This window comes from Limnohabitans curvus (assembly GCF_003063475.1).
Taxonomy (GTDB): Bacteria; Pseudomonadota; Gammaproteobacteria; order Burkholderiales; family Burkholderiaceae_C; genus Limnohabitans; species Limnohabitans curvus.
In genome coordinates this window covers 1,352,860-1,369,618 of sequence record NZ_NESP01000001.1, presented here as the reverse complement: position 1 = coordinate 1,369,618, position 16,759 = coordinate 1,352,860, and the positions used below count along the sequence as shown (strand labels likewise).

Below are 16,759 nucleotides of genomic sequence, written 5' to 3'. Positions count from 1 at the left end.
CGAACTTTTAGAATAGCCCTAGTTTTTACTTTTACCGCTTACCTCCATGAACGTCATTCGCTTCTCTGATTTGTGCGCCAACGGCTCGGCCAAAGGCAAACGTGTGTTCATCCGCGCCGACCTCAATGTGCCGCAAGACGACGCAGGCAACATCACCGAAGACACCCGCGTGCGCGCTTCTGTGCCCGCGATTGAAATGGCGCTCAAGGCTGGTGCGGCTGTGATGGTCACCTCTCATTTGGGGCGCCCCACAGAAGGCGAATTCAAATCTGCAGACTCTTTGGCCCCCGTGGCCAAGCGGTTGGGCGAGTTGTTAGGCCGCGATGTGCCGCTGGTGGCCAACTGGGTGGACGGCGTGACCGTCGAGCCCGGCCAAGTGGTGCTGCTGGAAAACTGCCGCGTCAACAAAGGCGAGAAAAAGAACAACGACGAATTGGCCCGCAAGTTGGGCGCGTTGTGCGACATTTTTGTGCACGACGCATTTGGCACCTCGCACCGCGCCGAAGGCACGACCTACGGCATCGCGCAATACGCGCCCGTGGCCTGTGCCGGCCCGTTGTTGGCCGCCGAGATTGACGCCATCACCAAAGCCTTGGCTAACCCCAAACGTCCACTGGCCGCCATCGTGGCGGGCAGCAAGGTCAGCACCAAGCTGACCATTTTGAAGAGCTTGGCCAACAACGTGGACCAACTCATCGTGGGTGGCGGCATTGCCAACACCTTCATGCTGGCCGCGGGCCTGAACATTGGCAAGAGCTTGGCCGAACATGACTTGGTGGACGAAGCCAAAGCCGTGATCGACATCATGAAAGCGCGCGGCGCTGAAGTGCCAATCCCCACCGACGTGGTGACCGCCAAAACCTTCGCCGCAGATGCCGTGGCCACCGTGAAGAAAGCCACCGACGTGGCCGACGACGACATGATCTTGGACATCGGCCCAGAGACTGCTGCCAAGCTGGCCGCGCAGCTCAAGCAAGCTGGCACGATTGTGTGGAACGGCCCTGTGGGCGTGTTTGAATTTGCGGCGTTCGAGAACGGCACCAAAACCATCGCGCACGCCATTGCCGAATCGAGCGCTTTCAGCATTGCAGGTGGTGGCGACACCTTGGCAGCCATTGCCAAGTACGGCATCGAAAAACAAGTGGGCTACATCTCTACCGGCGGTGGTGCTTTCTTGGAAGTGCTGGAAGGCAAGACCTTGCCTGCATTCGAGATTTTGACCAAGCGCGCTGCGGGTTAAAACTCACCAAGCACAAGCAAACGCAAACAACTGCCGGCTCATGCTGTCTTGGCTGATGGGCCGCCAGCCTTCAGGCACTGGCAGGACTTTGATGGCGGGGCCGTTGCCCATTTTGTTGGGGTGGCTGGTGGCACTGAGGGTTTTGTATTTGCCTTCGGCGCAGTCGTAATCGATGTTTGATTTGACCGATTGCTGGCCTGTTTGGTCTGGCGCTTGCAGGTCGTACACCACCCACACGCGGCGGTTGCCGCCCATTTTGCTGATGGCGCTGGAGTCGATGTAAACGGTGGCCACTTCGTTGCGCGTGACTGTGACCCACATGGCGTGCGATGCGGTGGCTGCAGCGGCCAACAAAAACAAAACAATGAACTTCATGGGCATGGAGCGTACAAGAAAAAGCCCCGCAAATTCGTGTGAACTTGCGGGGCTGAGAAGGCTGGGTGCTTAGGCCTTCATCGCACGAGGGCTAGTGACCTTGCCGTCGTAAGTGGTCCAGCTGTCGGTCTTGAAGTCATACAGCTTGCAGTCGCGTGCTGTTTGAAAGTACCAGCGCCAAGAGAAAGGCTGAACGATGATGCGCTCTGGCAGCAACTCTTCGAGTTTGCTTTGCGCTTGCTTCAGCTTGTACAGAGGGATGCTCATGTCCAAGTGGTGCGCGGTGTGCTCCATGATGTGGTGCATCAGTGCGCCAATGTTCAAGGGGAAGGTCAAGTGCACGGTGGTGGACACAAAAGGCGACGCCTTAGACCAACCCGTGCGCTCTTCGTGCCAAGACACGTCCACGTGAGTGTGGTGCACATAAACCACAAAGCCAATCATGCTGACCCAGAAGAAGAAGGGTACGCCCACGCCCATCAACAAGATGTAGCCGATGGTTTGCTCAGTGGCGATTGCAGCCCAAGCCATGACAGCGACCCAAAGCACGGCGAATGCAGTGATCAGCAAGCAGTCTTTGATGAAGATCGGGCGGCGTGTGGGCATGTTCTTTTCATTGGGGAACACCATCTTGTTCCACCAGATTTCGATCATGTAGTACAGGCCAGGTGCCCAGCCGCTGCGGTAGACGCGGTCACGCAGTTTTTCGAAGGTGCTCAGGGCTTCGAATTCTTCGGGGGTGTAAGGGGCCCACACGAAGTCGAAGTTTTTCAGGTTGGTGTAGCCGTGGTGCACCACGTTGTGGCCAATGTCCCACAGGCTGTAGGCGGTCAACGAGGGCAAGAAGGCGATGCGGCCCAACCACTTGTTGAGGTTGCGGTGCGGCGTCAGGCTCTGGTGGCACGCGTCGTGGCCCAAGATGAACAAACGGCCAATCACGAAACCTGCTGCGCAGCCGCTCAAGAGCTTGGCCCACCAAGATTCGAACAACACAGTGCCGGCCATGAGGGCGCCCCAAAGCACGTAGTCAACGACGAGCATGACGATGGCCAGCGCCGTGGTGCGTTCAGCCAATGGAATCAGCCACTCGCGCATGACTTTGCGGTGCGGCATCGGTTCGCCGGGAAGGATAGGTTGGATATGTGTGGTCATAGAAGATGAATCTTAGGTGAGCTGTGATGATGCGCACTGATTTGCATCAATTAGTGACAGATTATCGCTGTTTACGCACATGAATGGGTGTTTACCCGCCAAACCCCTTGTCACTCGAAGGCTGATAAGCGCTAAAAAGCATGCGTTTTAACCCGTGCATATGTTGAAGAACACCGCTGTGGCGTGCTTTAAGCATGTAAGAATCAAGCAAACAAAACACATACGGAGACACAAAACATGGCACGTCACGCTACCAAAATTGTTGCTACTTTAGGCCCAGCTTCCAGCGATCCCGCGTTGCTGGAAGCCATGATCCGCGCTGGCGTGAACGTGGTTCGCCTGAATTTCAGCCACGGCAAAGCCCAAGACCACATTGACCGCGCCCGACTGGTGCGCGAAGCCGCCGCCCGCGCAGGCCGCGAAGTGGCCATCATGGCCGACCTGCAAGGCCCCAAGATTCGCGTGGGCAAGTTTGTGGATGGCAAGGTCATGTTGGAGAACGGCGCCAAATTTGTGCTCGACGCCTCACGCACCGAACCCGGCGATTTGCAAGGCGTGGGTTTGGACTACAAAGAACTGCCCCGCGACGTGAAGCCCGGCGATTTGCTGTTGCTCAACGACGGCTTGATCGTGTTGACCGTCGAAGCCGTGCGCGGTGAACAAGTGCACACCACGGTCAAAGTGGGTGGTGAGTTGTCGAACAACAAAGGCATCAACAAACAAGGCGGCGGCCTGACTGCACCGGCCTTGACCGGCAAAGACATGGAAGACATCAAAACCGCGATGAGCTTCCAAGCCGACTACCTCGCTGTGAGCTTCCCCAAAAACGCCACCGACATGGAAATGGCGCGCCAACTGGCCAACGTGGCTGGCGCTGAATACAAACACAAGCCGGGCTTGATTGCCAAGATTGAGCGTGCCGAGGCCATCCCGCTGTTAGAAGAAATTTTGCGAGCCAGCGACGGCATCATGGTGGCGCGTGGCGACTTGGCCGTCGAGGTGGGTAACGCCGCCGTGCCCGCGTTGCAAAAACGCATGATCAAGCTGGCGCGTCAGCACGACAAAGTGGTGATCACAGCCACCCAAATGATGGAAAGCATGATCACCAACCCCGTGCCCACGCGCGCCGAGGTGAGCGACGTGGCCAACGCCGTGATTGACGGTACAGACGCCGTCATGCTCAGTGCTGAAACCGCCGCAGGCAAATACCCGCTTGAGACCGTGCAAGAAATGTCCAAGATTTGTGAGGCTGCCGAAGCCGCTGAGGACGTGGAACTGGACGCCGACTTCAAAGGCCAAACCTTCACCCGCATTGACCAAACCATCGCGATGGGTGCCTTGTTCACGGCGCACCACTTGGGCGCAAAAGCCATCGTGGCCTTGACCGAATCGGGCTCCACCGCGCTGTGGATGAGCCGCCACCGCATTCACATTCCCATCTACGCGGTGACCACCAAAGTGGCCTCACAACGCCGCATGGCTTTGTTCCGCAACGTGCGCCCCTTGTTGATGGACACCAGCGCCGACCGCGACACCGCTCTGGCCCAGGCCGAAGCGCACCTGAAGTTACGCGAAATCGTGGACACGGGCGATGTCTACGCCATCACTTGCGGCGACCCCATGGGCACGCCAGGCGGCACCAACATGCTGCGTATTTGCGAAGTTCGCTAAAGCATCTTGCACGGCGGGTGGGCTTTTGGGTCTGTCAGCTGTGCGGTGAGCTGCCGCCTTTAAAATTGCCAGCAGTTACATCAGTTTTTAATTTTTGAGGATTTCCCCATGGCACTCGTATCGATGCGCGAACTTCTGGACCACGCTGCAGAGCACGGTTACGGCATTCCAGCTTTCAACGTCAACAACTTGGAGCAAGTGCAAGCCGTGATGATGGCGGCCGACGCCGTGGGCGCGCCTGTCATCTTGCAAGCCAGCGCTGGCGCACGCAAATACGCCGGTGAGCCTTTCATCAAGCATTTGATTCAAGCCGCCACCGAAGCCTACCCACACATTCCTCTGGTGATGCACCAAGACCACGGCACATCGCCCAAGGTTTGCCAAGGTGCGATTGACCTCGGCTTTGGTTCCGTCATGATGGACGGCTCGTTGATGGAAGACGGCAAAACGCCTTCTAGCTTTGAGTACAACGTGCAAGTCACCCAGCAAGTGGTGGCCATGGCGCACAAAGTGGGCGTGTCGGTCGAAGGCGAATTGGGTTGCTTGGGCAATTTGGAAACCGGCGAAGCTGGTGAAGAAGACGGCATTGGCGCAGTGGGCAAACTCGACCACAGCCAAATGTTGACCGACCCTGAAGAAGCTGCGCTGTTTGTGAAAGCCACGCAACTCGACGCCTTGGCCATCGCCATCGGCACCAGCCATGGCGCGTACAAGTTCACCCGTGAACCCACGGGCGACATTTTGGCCATCAGCCGCGTCAAAGAAATTCACGCCCGCATCCCCAACACCCACTTGGTCATGCACGGTTCTAGCAGCGTGCCGCAAGACCTGTTGGCCATGATCAACCAATACGGCGGCCAGATGAAGCAGACCTTCGGTGTGCCCGTGTCTGAAATTCAAGAAGCCATCAAGCACGGCGTGCGCAAGGTCAACATTGACACCGACATCCGTTTGGCCATGACGGCTGCCGCTCGCAAGTTCATGTTTGAAAACCCAGAAAAATTTGACGCCCGCGAATGGCTCAAGCCAGCCCGCGAAGCTGCGATGAACATCTGCAAACAACGTTATTTGGAATTCGGTTGCGAAGGCCAAGGCAGCAAGATCAAAGGCGACAGCCTCTCTGTGGTGGCAGCCAAGTACGCCAAGGGCGAACTCGCTCAGTTGGTGAAGTAACTCATGACAGCTCTGCACACCTCTGCGCTCACTTCTTTGCCTTTGCTCGCGCGCGGCAAAGTGCGCGACAACTATGCCGTGGGCGACGACCGCATCTTGATGGTCGCGTCGGACCGCATCAGCGCGTTTGACGTCATCATGGGCGAAGCCATCCCCGGCAAGGGCGAATTGCTCACGAAGATGGCTTTGTTTTGGTTCGGTAAGCTCGGCCACATTTGCCCCAACCACTTGACCGGCGAAGCGCCTGAGAGCGTGGTGAGCGCGGACGAAGTGGCACAAGTCACTGGCCGCTCGATGTTGGTCAAACGCTTGAGGCCCATCCCCGTGGAAGCGGTGGTGCGCGGGTATTTGGCCGGCAGCGGCTGGCAGGAATACCAAGAGAACCAAGCCGTGTGCGGCGTCAAGCTGCCCAAAGGCTTGAAGAACGCCAGCAAGTTGCCAGAGCCCATCTTCACACCCGCTGCCAAAGCGGCCGTGGGTGACCATGACGAGAACATCACCTACGAACAAGTGGTGGAGATGATTGGTGGCGGCTTGGCTGAAAAAATCAAAACCGTCAGCATCGCTTTGTACGAGACAGCGCGTGACGTGGCGGCGGCCAAAGGCATCATCATTGCTGATACCAAGTTTGAGTTTGGCCTCGATGCCAACAACGACTTGGTGCTGATGGACGAGGTGCTCACGCCCGACTCCTCACGCTATTGGCCGGCTGATAGCTACGCGCAGAGTTTCAAAGACGGTGTGAACCCACCGAGCTACGACAAGCAGTTCTTGCGCGACTGGCTGGAAACCGCCCAAGTGCAAGGCAAGCCGTGGAGCAAGTCACCCCCTGCACCGCATTTGCCGCAAGCGGTGATTGCCCAAACCGCCGCCAAGTACCAAGAGGCTTGGGAGCGGTTGAAGGACTGATTAGCTTATTGCATTACCGATGAAAACCCGCTTGTCACACAAGCGGGTTTTTTATTTCTATTTCAAACCAATTCATATTTGTGGTTGATGTGAAAAAAGGCACAAAAGTGCCATTGAACACTTTGTGGTTACACATAAGATTGCTCGCTTTAAAACTGATGCCCGTCCTTTGGCATTCTCAAACGAGGTAATCAATGCGCTATGAAATGAACGTATGTTGGAAATGGCTGCGAGTGCTTGCATTGGCTGTTGCGCCATTACTGGTCGCGTGTGCGAGTACGGCAGGAGAAGACACCATTGGCACAAGTGTGAGTGGTGTGGGGCACTACGGCGGGATGACAGGTATTCCGAACTTTTATGTGAATGGGCAGTGGGCTGGCGCTGTCACTGGCTGGGGTGGAGGCGGCGGTAATGTCTGCTGCGCGAGCTTGCCTCGTCACCCAGACAAACCCGTGATGGTGACGGTGAAGTGGGAAACCTGTGACATCAGCCATATCGAGTTTGTGAACGGCAGAGCTGTAGACCCGAATGCTGAGTGCAAATCTTCATGGCACGAACAAACAGTGCCAGTGAATTTTGCGCAGAAGCAGCCTGGATACATGTTTGTCCACTTTTTACCTGGGCATCGTGTTGAAGTTTGGTCATCAGCAAAACTCGCCCCTGAAAGCGTTGACTATCCGGGCCCAGCCTATCCCAGAGGCCCAGCCCCCGACTACGCCCCGCTGCCTAACGAGAAACCTCAACCCAACGCGGAGGTCAAGCCATGAAGGTCTGCACAGCTTTAGATAAACCCAACATCACCAAACCCGCCGAACACCCGCGAGCAATGGGGCATAAGTGCGAGTTCATTTTGAACATCGGCATGTTCTTTGATGGCACGGGCAACAACTGGTACGAAGATGCAGCGGGCCAAGGGCATAGCAATGTGGCAAGACTCTGGCGAGCATACAAAGAAAACCCAATGGAAGGGTTTTTTAAACACTACGCCCCTGGTGTCGGAACACCTTTTAAAGACATTGGAGAAGAAGGTAGATCAGTATTTGGGGCGGGTTTTGGCTGGGGCGGAGAACCTCGCATTGTTTGGGGACTGCTGCAAGTGCTTAACTCGATGCATCGTTTCTTAAAGAGCGGCCCATTGATGTTTGAGTTAAATCAAGTTGAAGCCCTCTGCAGCAACACCACAGTCCCCAGCAGCTTTGCAGATTCAAGCGCTGCTTCACTGACAGAAGCCCAAACCATCTTGGACGGCTTAGGCTTGCGCACCGGCTTGGTCGACAACTGGAGCACCCGCCACGCATTCATGTCTGAATGCGCTGGCAAGCTTGCCATGCTGCACAACGACCCTAAGACATCTATCCAACTCACGGGCATCAACTTGGATGTGTTTGGCTTCTCGCGCGGTGCTGCGCAAGCGCGGGTATTTTGCAATTGGCTGCAACAGGGTTTGTTGGTCAACGGCAAGATGTTTGGTGTACCAGCGCATATTCGTATGTTGGGTATTTTTGACACAGTGGCCTCGGTGGGGACTGGGTCAAGTGGACATGGCGATTGGAGCAGTTCAAAAAACTTGCGCATACCGCCCGATTCGGTGGTGAAAAACTGTGTGCACTTTGTGGCGTTGCATGAGCTGAGGAAGAGCTTTCCGCTAGAAAGCGTGCGAGTAAACGGTGCGCTGCCCAGCCATTGCAACGAGCATGTGTACCCAGGCACCCACAGCGATGTGGGTGGTGGCTATCAGCCAGGTGAGCAAGGCAAAGCCCTGGCGGTGAAGCAAGAAACAACGCTGATAAAAGCGGATCACTTGAAGCTGTCGCAACTGACATTGAACGACATGCTGGCTGCGGCGCTTAAAACTGTGCCTCGCTATACCGAAGACAGCCCTTGGCTTGAATTTGATTCAGCAGATGGCGTGGCTAACAAGTTGAATAAAGAGTTTTTATTACCTCAGTACACCAAGCAAGCAGTTGCTGACTATTTTTCTGCAGTCGGTGTAGACCCTAGCCTACCCCTAGTACCACTGATTCAATCTCACAGCTTGGCATATTTGGCATGGCGTTACCGAGTGACGGTGCGACGTGGCTTTGATGCGCTAGACAGCGTCAAGCGTGCCCACGAATTTGACTCCGCACGTGTATCGTTTTACAAAAAAGGCCAAGCACTGCTTGAAGAGCAGATTCGTCTCATGCGCAGTTGGTCTCCCGAAAAAACAATGGGCTATCACGCCAAAGCAGGTAAGATTTACGAGGCCATTCAAAGCATTCGGTCCACAGATGCCAAAGAGCATTTTTTTGACGATTGGGTACACGATTCGTTTGCAGGATTTTTGCAAAGCCTAGGCCGTGCGCACATAGTGGTTGAAAACGAGTGTTATTTGCGCCACCGTGGCATCTATATGGGCGAAGACGACCGTGTGGCCACACTGCACTTTGACCCAGACGAATTGAATAATGCTTCAGAACCAAAGTCAGTGTATGCCTGATGATCTGTGCAGGAACTTGTTTAATTCAGCGCCATGCTGAGCTTGCGGCGGTAGCGAGAAATCATCTCCAACACGGGGTCTTCTTGCACCGCAGCTTTGCCGGTTAACTCGATGCCGCCTGCGGTTTTGCCAAAGGCGGCATCGTCCGTTTTGGGCTTGGGTGGTGTCATCAGCTCCAAGATGGACACATAGGTCTTGCGCGCCACATCGTGGTTCCACGTTTTGTCGCGCATGATGATTTCCAGCAACTCGTCCATGGCGGCTTCAAACAACTCAGCGGCAATCAGCACGCGGGCTTTTGCTAAGCGGGTGTCGAAGTCGCGTTTGTTTTGGGCGATGGCGGCATCGAATTGTTCAAACGTCCAAGCGGCGCGTTCGTCGGTCGACACAAACTGCAAAGCTTGCAGCCAGTAGTTGAGGGCATCAAAGCGCAGTTGCAATGGGATTTCCGTCAGCTTAGGTGCCAATGCCGCTTGCGCTTCTTCCAGCTCGCCCACAGAAATCAGCAGTTTGACCAAGTTGTAACGGGTTTCGTCGTCAGCCGTGTTGAGGCTCAAAGCCTCTTGCAGCTTGGCGATGGCGGCTTGGGCGTCGCCTGAGTTGATGAGTTGCTCGGCTTCTTGGGCATCGGCTTGGGCAGCCACTTCGTTGTCGGATGGCAAATGCTTGTCCAAGAATTCGCGCACTTTGCCCTCGGGCAACGCGCCCATAAAGCCGTCCACAGGGCGGCCACCCATCAGCAAAATGCAGGTGGGTAGGCTCTTGACGCCAAAAGCGCCCGCCAGCTGCTGCTCGGTGTCGGCGTTGATTTTGACCAGCTTGAAGCGGCCTGCGTAGTCGGCTTCTAGCTTTTCGAGGACTGGGCCCAACGATTTGCAGGGGCCACACCAGTCGGCCCAGAAGTCCACCAACACGGGGGTGGTTTGTGAGGCGGCGATCACGTCGGCCTCGAAATTTTCCATCGTCACATCAATCATGGGGGTCCCGTCTTAAAATTCGTTTTTGCTCACACACAGCCACATCATGACCCAGTGCCAAGTCGGTGTCGTCATGGGTTCCAACTCTGATTGGGACACCATGCAACATGCAGCCCAGATTCTCCAAGAATTTGGCATCACTTTTGAAACCCGCGTGGTTTCAGCCCATCGCATGCCCGATGACATGTTTGCCTATGCCGAAGCCGCGCAAGGCCGTGGTTTGCGCGCCATCATCGCAGGTGCGGGCGGTGCCGCTCACTTGCCCGGCATGATTGCCGCCAAAACCATCGTGCCCGTGCTGGGTGTGCCGGTGGCCAGCAAGCATTTGCAAGGCGTCGACTCCTTGCACAGCATCGTGCAAATGCCCAAAGGCATTCCGGTGGCCACCTTTGCCATTGGCAATGCGGGTGCTGCGAATGCGGCTTTGTTTGCCGTGGCTTTGTTGGCATCGACCGATGCTGTTTTGGCTGAAAAGCTGCAAGCCTTCCGCGCAGCGCAAACCGAAGTGGCGCGCAACATGACGCTGCCACCCGTATGAGCACCGCCCTGAAGCCATTGCTGCCCGGCTCGACCTTGGGCGTGTTGGGCGGTGGCCAGTTGGGCCGCATGTGGGCTCACGCTGCGCAACGCATGGGCTACAACACCGCCGTGCTCGACCCCGATGCACAAAGCCCCGCAGGTTTGGTGAGCCACCACCACATTCACACCGACTACTTGGATGCCGCAGGCTTGAAGCAACTCGCCGCCGTGTGCCAAGCCGTGACCACCGAGTTTGAAAACGTGCCCGCCGATGCGCTGGCGCAACTCGCCGCCACACTGCCTGTGTCACCCGCCGCGTCTGCCGTGGCCGTGGCGCAAGACCGCGCGCGTGAGAAAGCCCATTTTGTGAAATGCGGCGTGCCTGTGGCGCCGCATGCGGTGATTGACACGCCAGAGCAACTGGCCGCTGTCAACGACAACTTGCTGCCTGGCATTTTGAAAACCTCCCGCATGGGCTACGACGGCAAAGGCCAGTTGCGCGTGACCACGCGTGACGAGCTCAACGCCGGTTGGGCCAAGCTCGGCAAAGTGCCTTGCGTGCTGGAAAAAATGTTGCCTTTGGCCAGCGAGTGCTCGGTCATCGTGGCGCGTGGTCGTGATGGCGTGATGGTGAACTTGCCTGTGCAACGCAACTTGCACCGCGATGGCATCTTGGCCGTGACCGAGGTGTTTGCGGGCAATGTGCCTGACGTCTTGGCGCAGCAAGCGATTGAAGCCGCCAAAGCCGTGGCGCAAGAGCTGAACTACGTGGGCGTGTTGTGCGTGGAGTTTTTTGTGTTGGCTGATGGCGCGTTGGTCGTCAATGAAATCGCTCCTCGCCCGCACAACAGCGGCCACTACAGCCAAGACGCTTGCGATGTGTCGCAGTTCGAGCTGCAAGTGCGCACCATGGCCGATTTGCCTTTGACGCAACCACGTTTGCACAGCCCCGCTTTCATGCTCAACCTATTGGGCGACTTGTGGTTTGCAAATACCAATGCTGCGCAAGTTGAACCTGCATGGCAAAAGGTGCTGGCGCTGCCCGGCACGCACTTGCACTTGTATGGAAAAACCGAAGCGCGTGTGGGCCGCAAGATGGGTCACCTCAACATCACAGCTCCTACGCCAGAAGCCGCCCGTGCTGCGGCATTGCAAGCCGCTGCTATTTTGGGCATTGCGCCATTTTGATGGTTGCGCGTTAAGCCAAGCTCATGATCCTCAACGGCCAACTTCCCGCATCCATCGCCACTGCTGCACAAGCTTTGCAGCGCGGTGAGTTGTTGGGCTTACCGACCGAGACGGTTTACGGCTTGGCCGCAGATGCGGGCAACGACGCAGCAGTCGCCAAAATCTTTGAAGCCAAAGGCCGCCCCGCCAACCACCCGCTCATCGTGCATGTGGCCAGCGCGCAAGGCGTGCAGCGCTTTGCCAGCCATGTGCCGGACTTTGCACAAAAACTCATGGATGCGTTTTGGCCCGGTCCTTTGACCCTCATCTTGCCGCGCCGCCCCGAGGTGGCTGCCGTGGCCGCAGGCGGACAAAACTCGGTAGGCCTGCGTTGCCCCTCACACCCAATAGCGCATGACGTGCTGCAAAGCGCCCAAGATTTAGGCGTGTTTGGCGTGGCCGCACCCAGTGCCAATTTGTTTGGCCGTGTTAGCCCTACCACCGCTGCGCATGTGGCCAGTGAATTTGGTTCTGAGCTACTGATCATTGATGGCGGCGCTTGTGATGTGGGCATCGAGTCCACCATTGTGGATTGCACCCGCGCTGCGCCCGTGCTGTTGCGTCCCGGCGTGTTGACGCCTCAGCAGTTGAGTGAGGCCTGTGGCGTGACCGTCATCACGCCGAATGCACCAGATGCCGACGCCCCACGAGCCTCCGGCACATTGGCATCGCATTACGCGCCCGCTGCCAAAGTGCAGTTGATGACCGCAGTTGAGCTGCAGCAAGCCATCGACGCGCAATCGGTGGCCCAGGCGGGGCTGACCCTGACCTGCACCACTGCCGTGTGGTCGCGCTGCGCTTTGCATGTGCCGTCAGACAAACGGGCACACTTCAACTTGCAGCCCATGCCCCTGGATGCGCATGACTGCGCCCACCAACTTTTTGCCCAGCTGCGCGACTTCGATGCCCAAGGCATCGCGCACATTTGGGTCGAAACTCCGCCCCAAACCCCCGAATGGGATGGCGTGCGCGACCGCTTGACGCGGGCCGCCACACCAACTTGTTAAACTAACGTGGTACTCAAAAGAGAGCCTGTGATGAACCCAATTTTTAGCCGAATTCTCAAAGCCCTGTGCACGCTTGCCGCAGTCGCGCTGCTGTCTGCCTGCGGCTCAAGCAGTACGGTGGATCCGTTCAAACCAACGCGCGTGATTGGTTTGGGGGACGGTTACAACGACGTCAACGCAACGGTTCGTGAAGGCAGCACCACGGATACCGTGGTTCAACAAGTCGCGGCGTCTTTTGGGCTTGGGCAGTCTAGTGTGGTGTTCGCTGCAGGCAATGGCAAAAAAATTGCTGATTTGGCGACTCAAATCACATCTGTTGGCAGCTTTTCCGAGGGTGATTTGGTGGTCATCACGGTGGGCACACATGATGTGATTGATGGCACAAATTTGACGGACGCGAAGAACAATTTGGTTGCAGCAGTCCAGAGCTTGCTGAATGCAGGTGTCAAACACGTGTTGATCATGCCTGTGTTGGAGGTTTCAAGAGCGCCATGGGGCCGCACCACAACCTTCAACGCTACAGCGACCAATACTTTTAATGACGCCGTATTGGCAGCGCTCGGTTCTGCTTTCGGTGGTCATAGCGCCAACACGGTAATTTATGCCAACACCTCTGGTGTGACAGCTGCCTTTTTGACCGCAACATCTGCGACGACCTATCCGCCGTTCACTGACACAGGTTTCAGCGCTACTGTTTCAACAGGAACTACGCCTGCGTGCGGTAGTGGTTCCGTTACAGCGCCATTGACTGCACCACTGTTTACCTCAGGATGTGCCACCTCTGTGCCTACTGGTACTTCTGGTGTTGATTACACCACCATGTTGTTTGCCGACGGCATTCACCTCACGCCCGCCGGCAACCGTTGGGTGGCCAGTTATTTGTACAACGCCACCGCTCAAGGCTGGCGTTAATTCGGGGCTGATGCCTTGCGCGCAAATCGCAAGCGCATCGCCAAAATACTGGCGGCCAACACCAAGGTGATGATGTTGGCAATCACGACGGGCCAGGCTTCAATCAGCAAGCCGTAGGCCAGCCACAGCGCAATGCCAAGCGTGAACGCGCTGTACATCCCCAACGAAATACCGCTCACATCACGCGTCTTAAAGGTCAGCCACGCCTGAGGTACAAAGCTCGCGGTGGTCAAGCTGGCTGCAGCGTAGCCAATCCATTCGGTGTAATTCATTAAGGTTGCCTTCCCGCCCAGTCAATCATCGCGTCCAGCGCAGGGCGTGCTGCGTTGGCATTGGCGTGATGAAGGATAGCCACCACCACGAGTCGTTTGCCACTGGCTGTGTCTACAAAGCCAGCCACACCCGCCACATCACGCAAGCTGCCTGTTTTTAAATGTGCGCTGGCTTGTGCTTTGCTGCGTTTCATCGTGCCGTCAAGGCCGGTGACGGGCAGTGAGCTCATCAGTTCTGACATGGTGGGCGATGCCCACGCGACTTGTAGCAAACGCGCCAAGGCCTGGGCGCTGATCCGTTCTTCGCGGCTCAAGCCCGAGCCGTTGTCGAAGATGGGTGCTTCACCGCCCACACGTTCGTGCCACCAGCGTTGCATCACCTCGCGCGACGCGTCAAAGCTGCCCACGCCGCGTTGCTGTTGGCTGAGGGTGAGGAACACGTGTTGTGCCATCACGTTGTTGCTGTACTTGTTGATGTCGCGGATGGTTTCTGCCAAGGTGGCTGACTCCATATTGAATGCGGGCTGGAGATTGGCGGGCACATTGCCCTCCCGTACTTGACCGTTGAGTTGACCACCCAGTTGTTGCCACATGCCCGCGATGGCGCGCTGTGCAAACTGCTGGGGTGCGGCGTAGGCGATGGGCCACATTTTTTCGCCACACACGGCGGGGAAGTTACCTGCAAAGCGGATGCGGGTGGGGTCTGTCCAATCGGCCCGCAAAGCTGTGCGGTAGTCGCTGCAATCCCCATTGCTCAACGGCACGGTGGCGGGGAATTGCACGCCTGCCAAGGGCGGCTCAATTTGCACACGCGCCACGTTGGCAGCGCGATCGGGCACAAACTGAATGAGCAGCGATTTGAAGTTCAGAAGCAGCGCATCGGGCGCCGCGTTGTAGGGGCGCAAGGGCTCGCCGTCAAAACTGGCGGCGTCACGCGTGGGCACCTCAAACGCACTGCGGTCCAGCACGATGTCGCCTTGAATTTTCTGAATGCCCAAGCCTTGGATGCGGCGCATCAACAGCCACAAACGCTCCACCACCAAACGCGGGTCGCCGCTGCCCTTGATGTAGACATTGCCTTGCAATATGCCATCGCGCACAGGGCCGTCCACGTAAACGGGCGTGCGCCACACAAACGCGGGGCCGAGCGTGTCCAGCGCGGCGGTGGTGGTGGCCAGCTTCATCAGCGAGGCGGGGTTCACACGGACTTGGGCTTGGTGGCTCAGACGTGGCGTGCTGCTGGCGTGCGTGTCGACCACCATGACATGGAAGTTCTCGCTTGGCACTTTGGCGCGTTGCAGCGCTGCTTGCACGTCGGGGGGCAGCTGGCCTATGTCGCCCGCCGTGTGTTTGGGGGGCTCGCTGCGCACGGCTTTGGAATGTGGGGCTGCGTGCGCGTGCAAGACCATGGCGCACATCATTGCCAATGCCAAGCGGCCCCAGTGAAATCGGGGGAGTGATAAATGCGCGGGAAGCCGGTGCAAAGAGGGCAAGTGCAGAGGGGTCATGGACAAATTATCACGGCTGGGATAATCACCCCATGCACAACAACCAGTGGCTGGCGTTAGAGACCAGCACCGACACCCTTTCTCTTGCGGTCGCACGCGGCACGCACACATGGACGCACACCAGCGCGGGCGGTGCGCTCACGTCCACGCACATGATTCCGCAAACCTTGGCGCTCTTGAAAGAGGCCGGTTTGGCATTGGCTGATTTGCAAGCTGTGGTGTTTGGCCGCGGGCCGGGCGCGTTCACGGGTTTGCGCACCGCGTGCTCGGTGGCGCAGGGCTTGGCGTTTGGGGCGGACTTGCCCGTGTTGCCGATTGACACCTTGTTGGCCTTGGCCGAAGAGGCGCGTGCGGCCAGTGTTGCACCCGTGACCCGCGTGCTGACCGTGATGGATGCGCGCATGGAGCAGGTGTATGTGGCGGCGTATGAATTCACGCCAAATGCTGCTGATGTCACTCCACCCAACGCAGATGACACCAATCAAATGCAAGGCACATGGCGCTGCGTGCAAGCGCCCGATCTGCACAGCCCCGAATCTTTGCATTGGCCCGCTGAGTGGTCGCAAGACAGCTTCATTGCCGCAGGCAATGCGTGGCCGGTGTACGTAGGCCGTTGGCCCACCGCATTCACGGCACCTCAAGTGACGGCCTTGCCCACCGCCGCTGCGCTGCTGCGTTTGGCTCCCGCTGCGTGGGCGGCAGGTGCTGCCGTACCTCCTGAAGAAGCATTGCCGCTCTACATCCGCGACAAAGTGGCGCAAACCACCGACGAGCGCATGCAAATCAAAGCGCAACAAGCAGAGCAGCTTGCGCAAGCCGCTGCGCCGACAATCACGCCCTAACTTTTCTTAGCCACATCCACCCACGCCATGAGTGCTGTTTTGAAATCCGAAGTTCGCCTAGAGCCGCTGACTGCAGCGCTGCTCGACGACGTGCTGCGCATTGAAAACAGCGCTTACGCCCACCCGTGGACGCGCGGCAACTTTGCGGATTCGCTCAAGTCGGGCTACAAGTTGCTGGCGCTGATGGGCGGCGACACCCTGATTGGCTACTTCGTAGCCATGGAGGGCGTGGAGGAAGTGCATTTGCTCAACATCACCGTCGCGCCTGAGTTTCAGGGGCTGGGTTACGGTGTGCTCATGCTCGAGGCCTTGTCGGTGTGGGCGCGCAGCCGCCAAGCCCAATGGCTGTGGCTAGAGGTGCGTGTGGGCAACACCCGCGCCATGCAGGTGTACGAACGCTTTGGCTACCGCCGCGTGGGTGAGCGCAAAAACTATTACCCTGCCGACCACGGCCAGCGCGAGCACGCGGTGGTCATGTCGCTCAAGCTGTAAGCTA

General features: G+C 57.5%; 17 protein-coding genes. 12 read left to right on the top strand and 5 right to left on the bottom strand.

All coding sequences use genetic code 11. The features are described 5' to 3' along the window. Nucleotides 1–46: 46 nt before the first annotated feature. Nucleotides 47–1,240 carry a phosphoglycerate kinase gene (locus B9Z44_RS06865; protein WP_108359400.1) on the top strand — a complete coding sequence of 398 codons (1,194 nt, stop codon included), beginning with the start codon at nucleotides 47–49 and terminating at the stop codon, nucleotides 1,238–1,240. Nucleotides 1,241–1,243: 3 nt separating this feature from the next. Here B9Z44_RS06865 and B9Z44_RS06860 read toward each other — a convergent pair whose 3' ends face one another. Together B9Z44_RS06860 and B9Z44_RS06855 are read right to left on the bottom strand one after the other, a co-directional pair. Next, entirely contained in the window at nucleotides 1,244–1,615 is a 372-nt protein-coding gene (locus B9Z44_RS06860; protein WP_146180594.1) for a surface-adhesin E family protein, read from the bottom strand. A 69-nt stretch (nucleotides 1,616–1,684) separates the two neighbouring features. Beyond that, complete coding sequence (locus B9Z44_RS06855) at nucleotides 1,685–2,767, bottom strand: fatty acid desaturase (RefSeq protein WP_108402024.1); 1,083 nt, start codon at nucleotides 2,765–2,767, stop codon at nucleotides 1,685–1,687. Between the two features lie 237 nt (nucleotides 2,768–3,004). Here B9Z44_RS06855 and pyk point away from each other — a divergent pair, with 237 nt between their 5' ends. The 5 genes from pyk (at nucleotide 3,005) to B9Z44_RS06830 (ending at nucleotide 8,999) form a co-directional block, all read left to right on the top strand. Continuing rightward, nucleotides 3,005–4,438, top strand: a complete 1,434-nt coding sequence (gene pyk, locus B9Z44_RS06850; RefSeq protein ID WP_108359397.1) for a pyruvate kinase — start codon at nucleotides 3,005–3,007, stop codon at nucleotides 4,436–4,438. A gap of 108 nt (nucleotides 4,439–4,546) precedes the next feature. Then, a complete protein-coding gene (gene fba, locus B9Z44_RS06845) occupies nucleotides 4,547–5,611 on the top strand; it encodes a class II fructose-bisphosphate aldolase (RefSeq protein ID WP_108359396.1) in 1,065 nt (354 codons plus the stop codon). A 3-nt stretch (nucleotides 5,612–5,614) separates the two neighbouring features. After that, nucleotides 5,615–6,520, top strand: a complete 906-nt coding sequence (locus B9Z44_RS06840) for a phosphoribosylaminoimidazolesuccinocarboxamide synthase (RefSeq protein ID WP_108402023.1) — start codon at nucleotides 5,615–5,617, stop codon at nucleotides 6,518–6,520. Nucleotides 6,521–6,726: 206 nt separating this feature from the next. Continuing rightward, on the top strand, nucleotides 6,727–7,287 hold the full coding sequence (locus B9Z44_RS06835) for a DUF3304 domain-containing protein (protein WP_170108480.1): 561 nt from the start codon (nucleotides 6,727–6,729) through the stop codon (nucleotides 7,285–7,287). After that, nucleotides 7,284–8,999 carry a T6SS phospholipase effector Tle1-like catalytic domain-containing protein gene (locus B9Z44_RS06830; protein WP_108402021.1) on the top strand — a complete coding sequence of 572 codons (1,716 nt, stop codon included), beginning with the start codon at nucleotides 7,284–7,286 and terminating at the stop codon, nucleotides 8,997–8,999. The genes B9Z44_RS06835 and B9Z44_RS06830 overlap by 4 nt, the downstream gene beginning before the upstream one ends. 20 nt (nucleotides 9,000–9,019) lie before the next feature. Here the strand turns inward: B9Z44_RS06830 and trxA are convergent, their stop codons facing one another. Beyond that, the gene (trxA, locus tag B9Z44_RS06825; protein WP_108402020.1) at nucleotides 9,020–9,976 is read right to left on the bottom strand and encodes a thioredoxin; all 957 of its coding nucleotides are present in this window, start codon (nucleotides 9,974–9,976) and stop codon (nucleotides 9,020–9,022) included. Between the two features lie 46 nt (nucleotides 9,977–10,022). Between trxA and purE the strand changes: the two genes are divergently transcribed. From purE to B9Z44_RS06805, 4 genes are read left to right on the top strand one after another with little or no spacing between them, the layout of a single operon-like run. Further along, complete coding sequence (gene purE / locus B9Z44_RS06820) at nucleotides 10,023–10,514, top strand: 5-(carboxyamino)imidazole ribonucleotide mutase (protein WP_108402019.1); 492 nt, start codon at nucleotides 10,023–10,025, stop codon at nucleotides 10,512–10,514. Beyond that, nucleotides 10,511–11,683 (top strand): 5-(carboxyamino)imidazole ribonucleotide synthase, encoded by a 1,173-nt coding sequence (locus B9Z44_RS06815; protein ID WP_108402018.1) that lies wholly within the window; start codon nucleotides 10,511–10,513, stop codon nucleotides 11,681–11,683. The genes purE and B9Z44_RS06815 overlap by 4 nt, the downstream gene beginning before the upstream one ends. 23 nt (nucleotides 11,684–11,706) lie before the next feature. Continuing rightward, a complete protein-coding gene (locus B9Z44_RS06810; RefSeq protein WP_108402017.1) occupies nucleotides 11,707–12,729 on the top strand; it encodes an L-threonylcarbamoyladenylate synthase in 1,023 nt (340 codons plus the stop codon). 30 nt (nucleotides 12,730–12,759) lie between these two features. Continuing rightward, complete coding sequence (locus B9Z44_RS06805; RefSeq protein ID WP_108402016.1) at nucleotides 12,760–13,641, top strand: SGNH/GDSL hydrolase family protein; 882 nt, start codon at nucleotides 12,760–12,762, stop codon at nucleotides 13,639–13,641. Here the strand turns inward: B9Z44_RS06805 and B9Z44_RS06800 are convergent. Both B9Z44_RS06800 and dacB read right to left on the bottom strand, forming a co-directional pair. Further along, nucleotides 13,638–13,913, bottom strand: coding sequence for a SemiSWEET transporter (locus B9Z44_RS06800; protein WP_108402015.1), 276 nt, complete (start codon nucleotides 13,911–13,913; stop codon nucleotides 13,638–13,640). The genes B9Z44_RS06805 and B9Z44_RS06800 overlap by 4 nt on opposite strands. After that, a complete protein-coding gene (gene dacB / locus B9Z44_RS06795) occupies nucleotides 13,913–15,421 on the bottom strand; it encodes a D-alanyl-D-alanine carboxypeptidase/D-alanyl-D-alanine endopeptidase (RefSeq protein ID WP_108402014.1) in 1,509 nt (502 codons plus the stop codon). Before dacB ends, B9Z44_RS06800 begins: the two co-directional genes overlap by 1 nt. Before the next feature lie 32 nt (nucleotides 15,422–15,453). Here dacB and tsaB point away from each other — a divergent pair, with 32 nt between their 5' ends. Both tsaB and rimI read left to right on the top strand, forming a co-directional pair. Further along, on the top strand, nucleotides 15,454–16,263 hold the full coding sequence (gene tsaB, locus B9Z44_RS06790; RefSeq protein WP_108402013.1) for a tRNA (adenosine(37)-N6)-threonylcarbamoyltransferase complex dimerization subunit type 1 TsaB: 810 nt from the start codon (nucleotides 15,454–15,456) through the stop codon (nucleotides 16,261–16,263). Nucleotides 16,264–16,290: 27 nt separating this feature from the next. Beyond that, a complete protein-coding gene (gene rimI, locus B9Z44_RS06785) occupies nucleotides 16,291–16,755 on the top strand; it encodes a ribosomal protein S18-alanine N-acetyltransferase (protein WP_108402012.1) in 465 nt (154 codons plus the stop codon). Nucleotides 16,756–16,759: the final 4 nt, after the last annotated feature.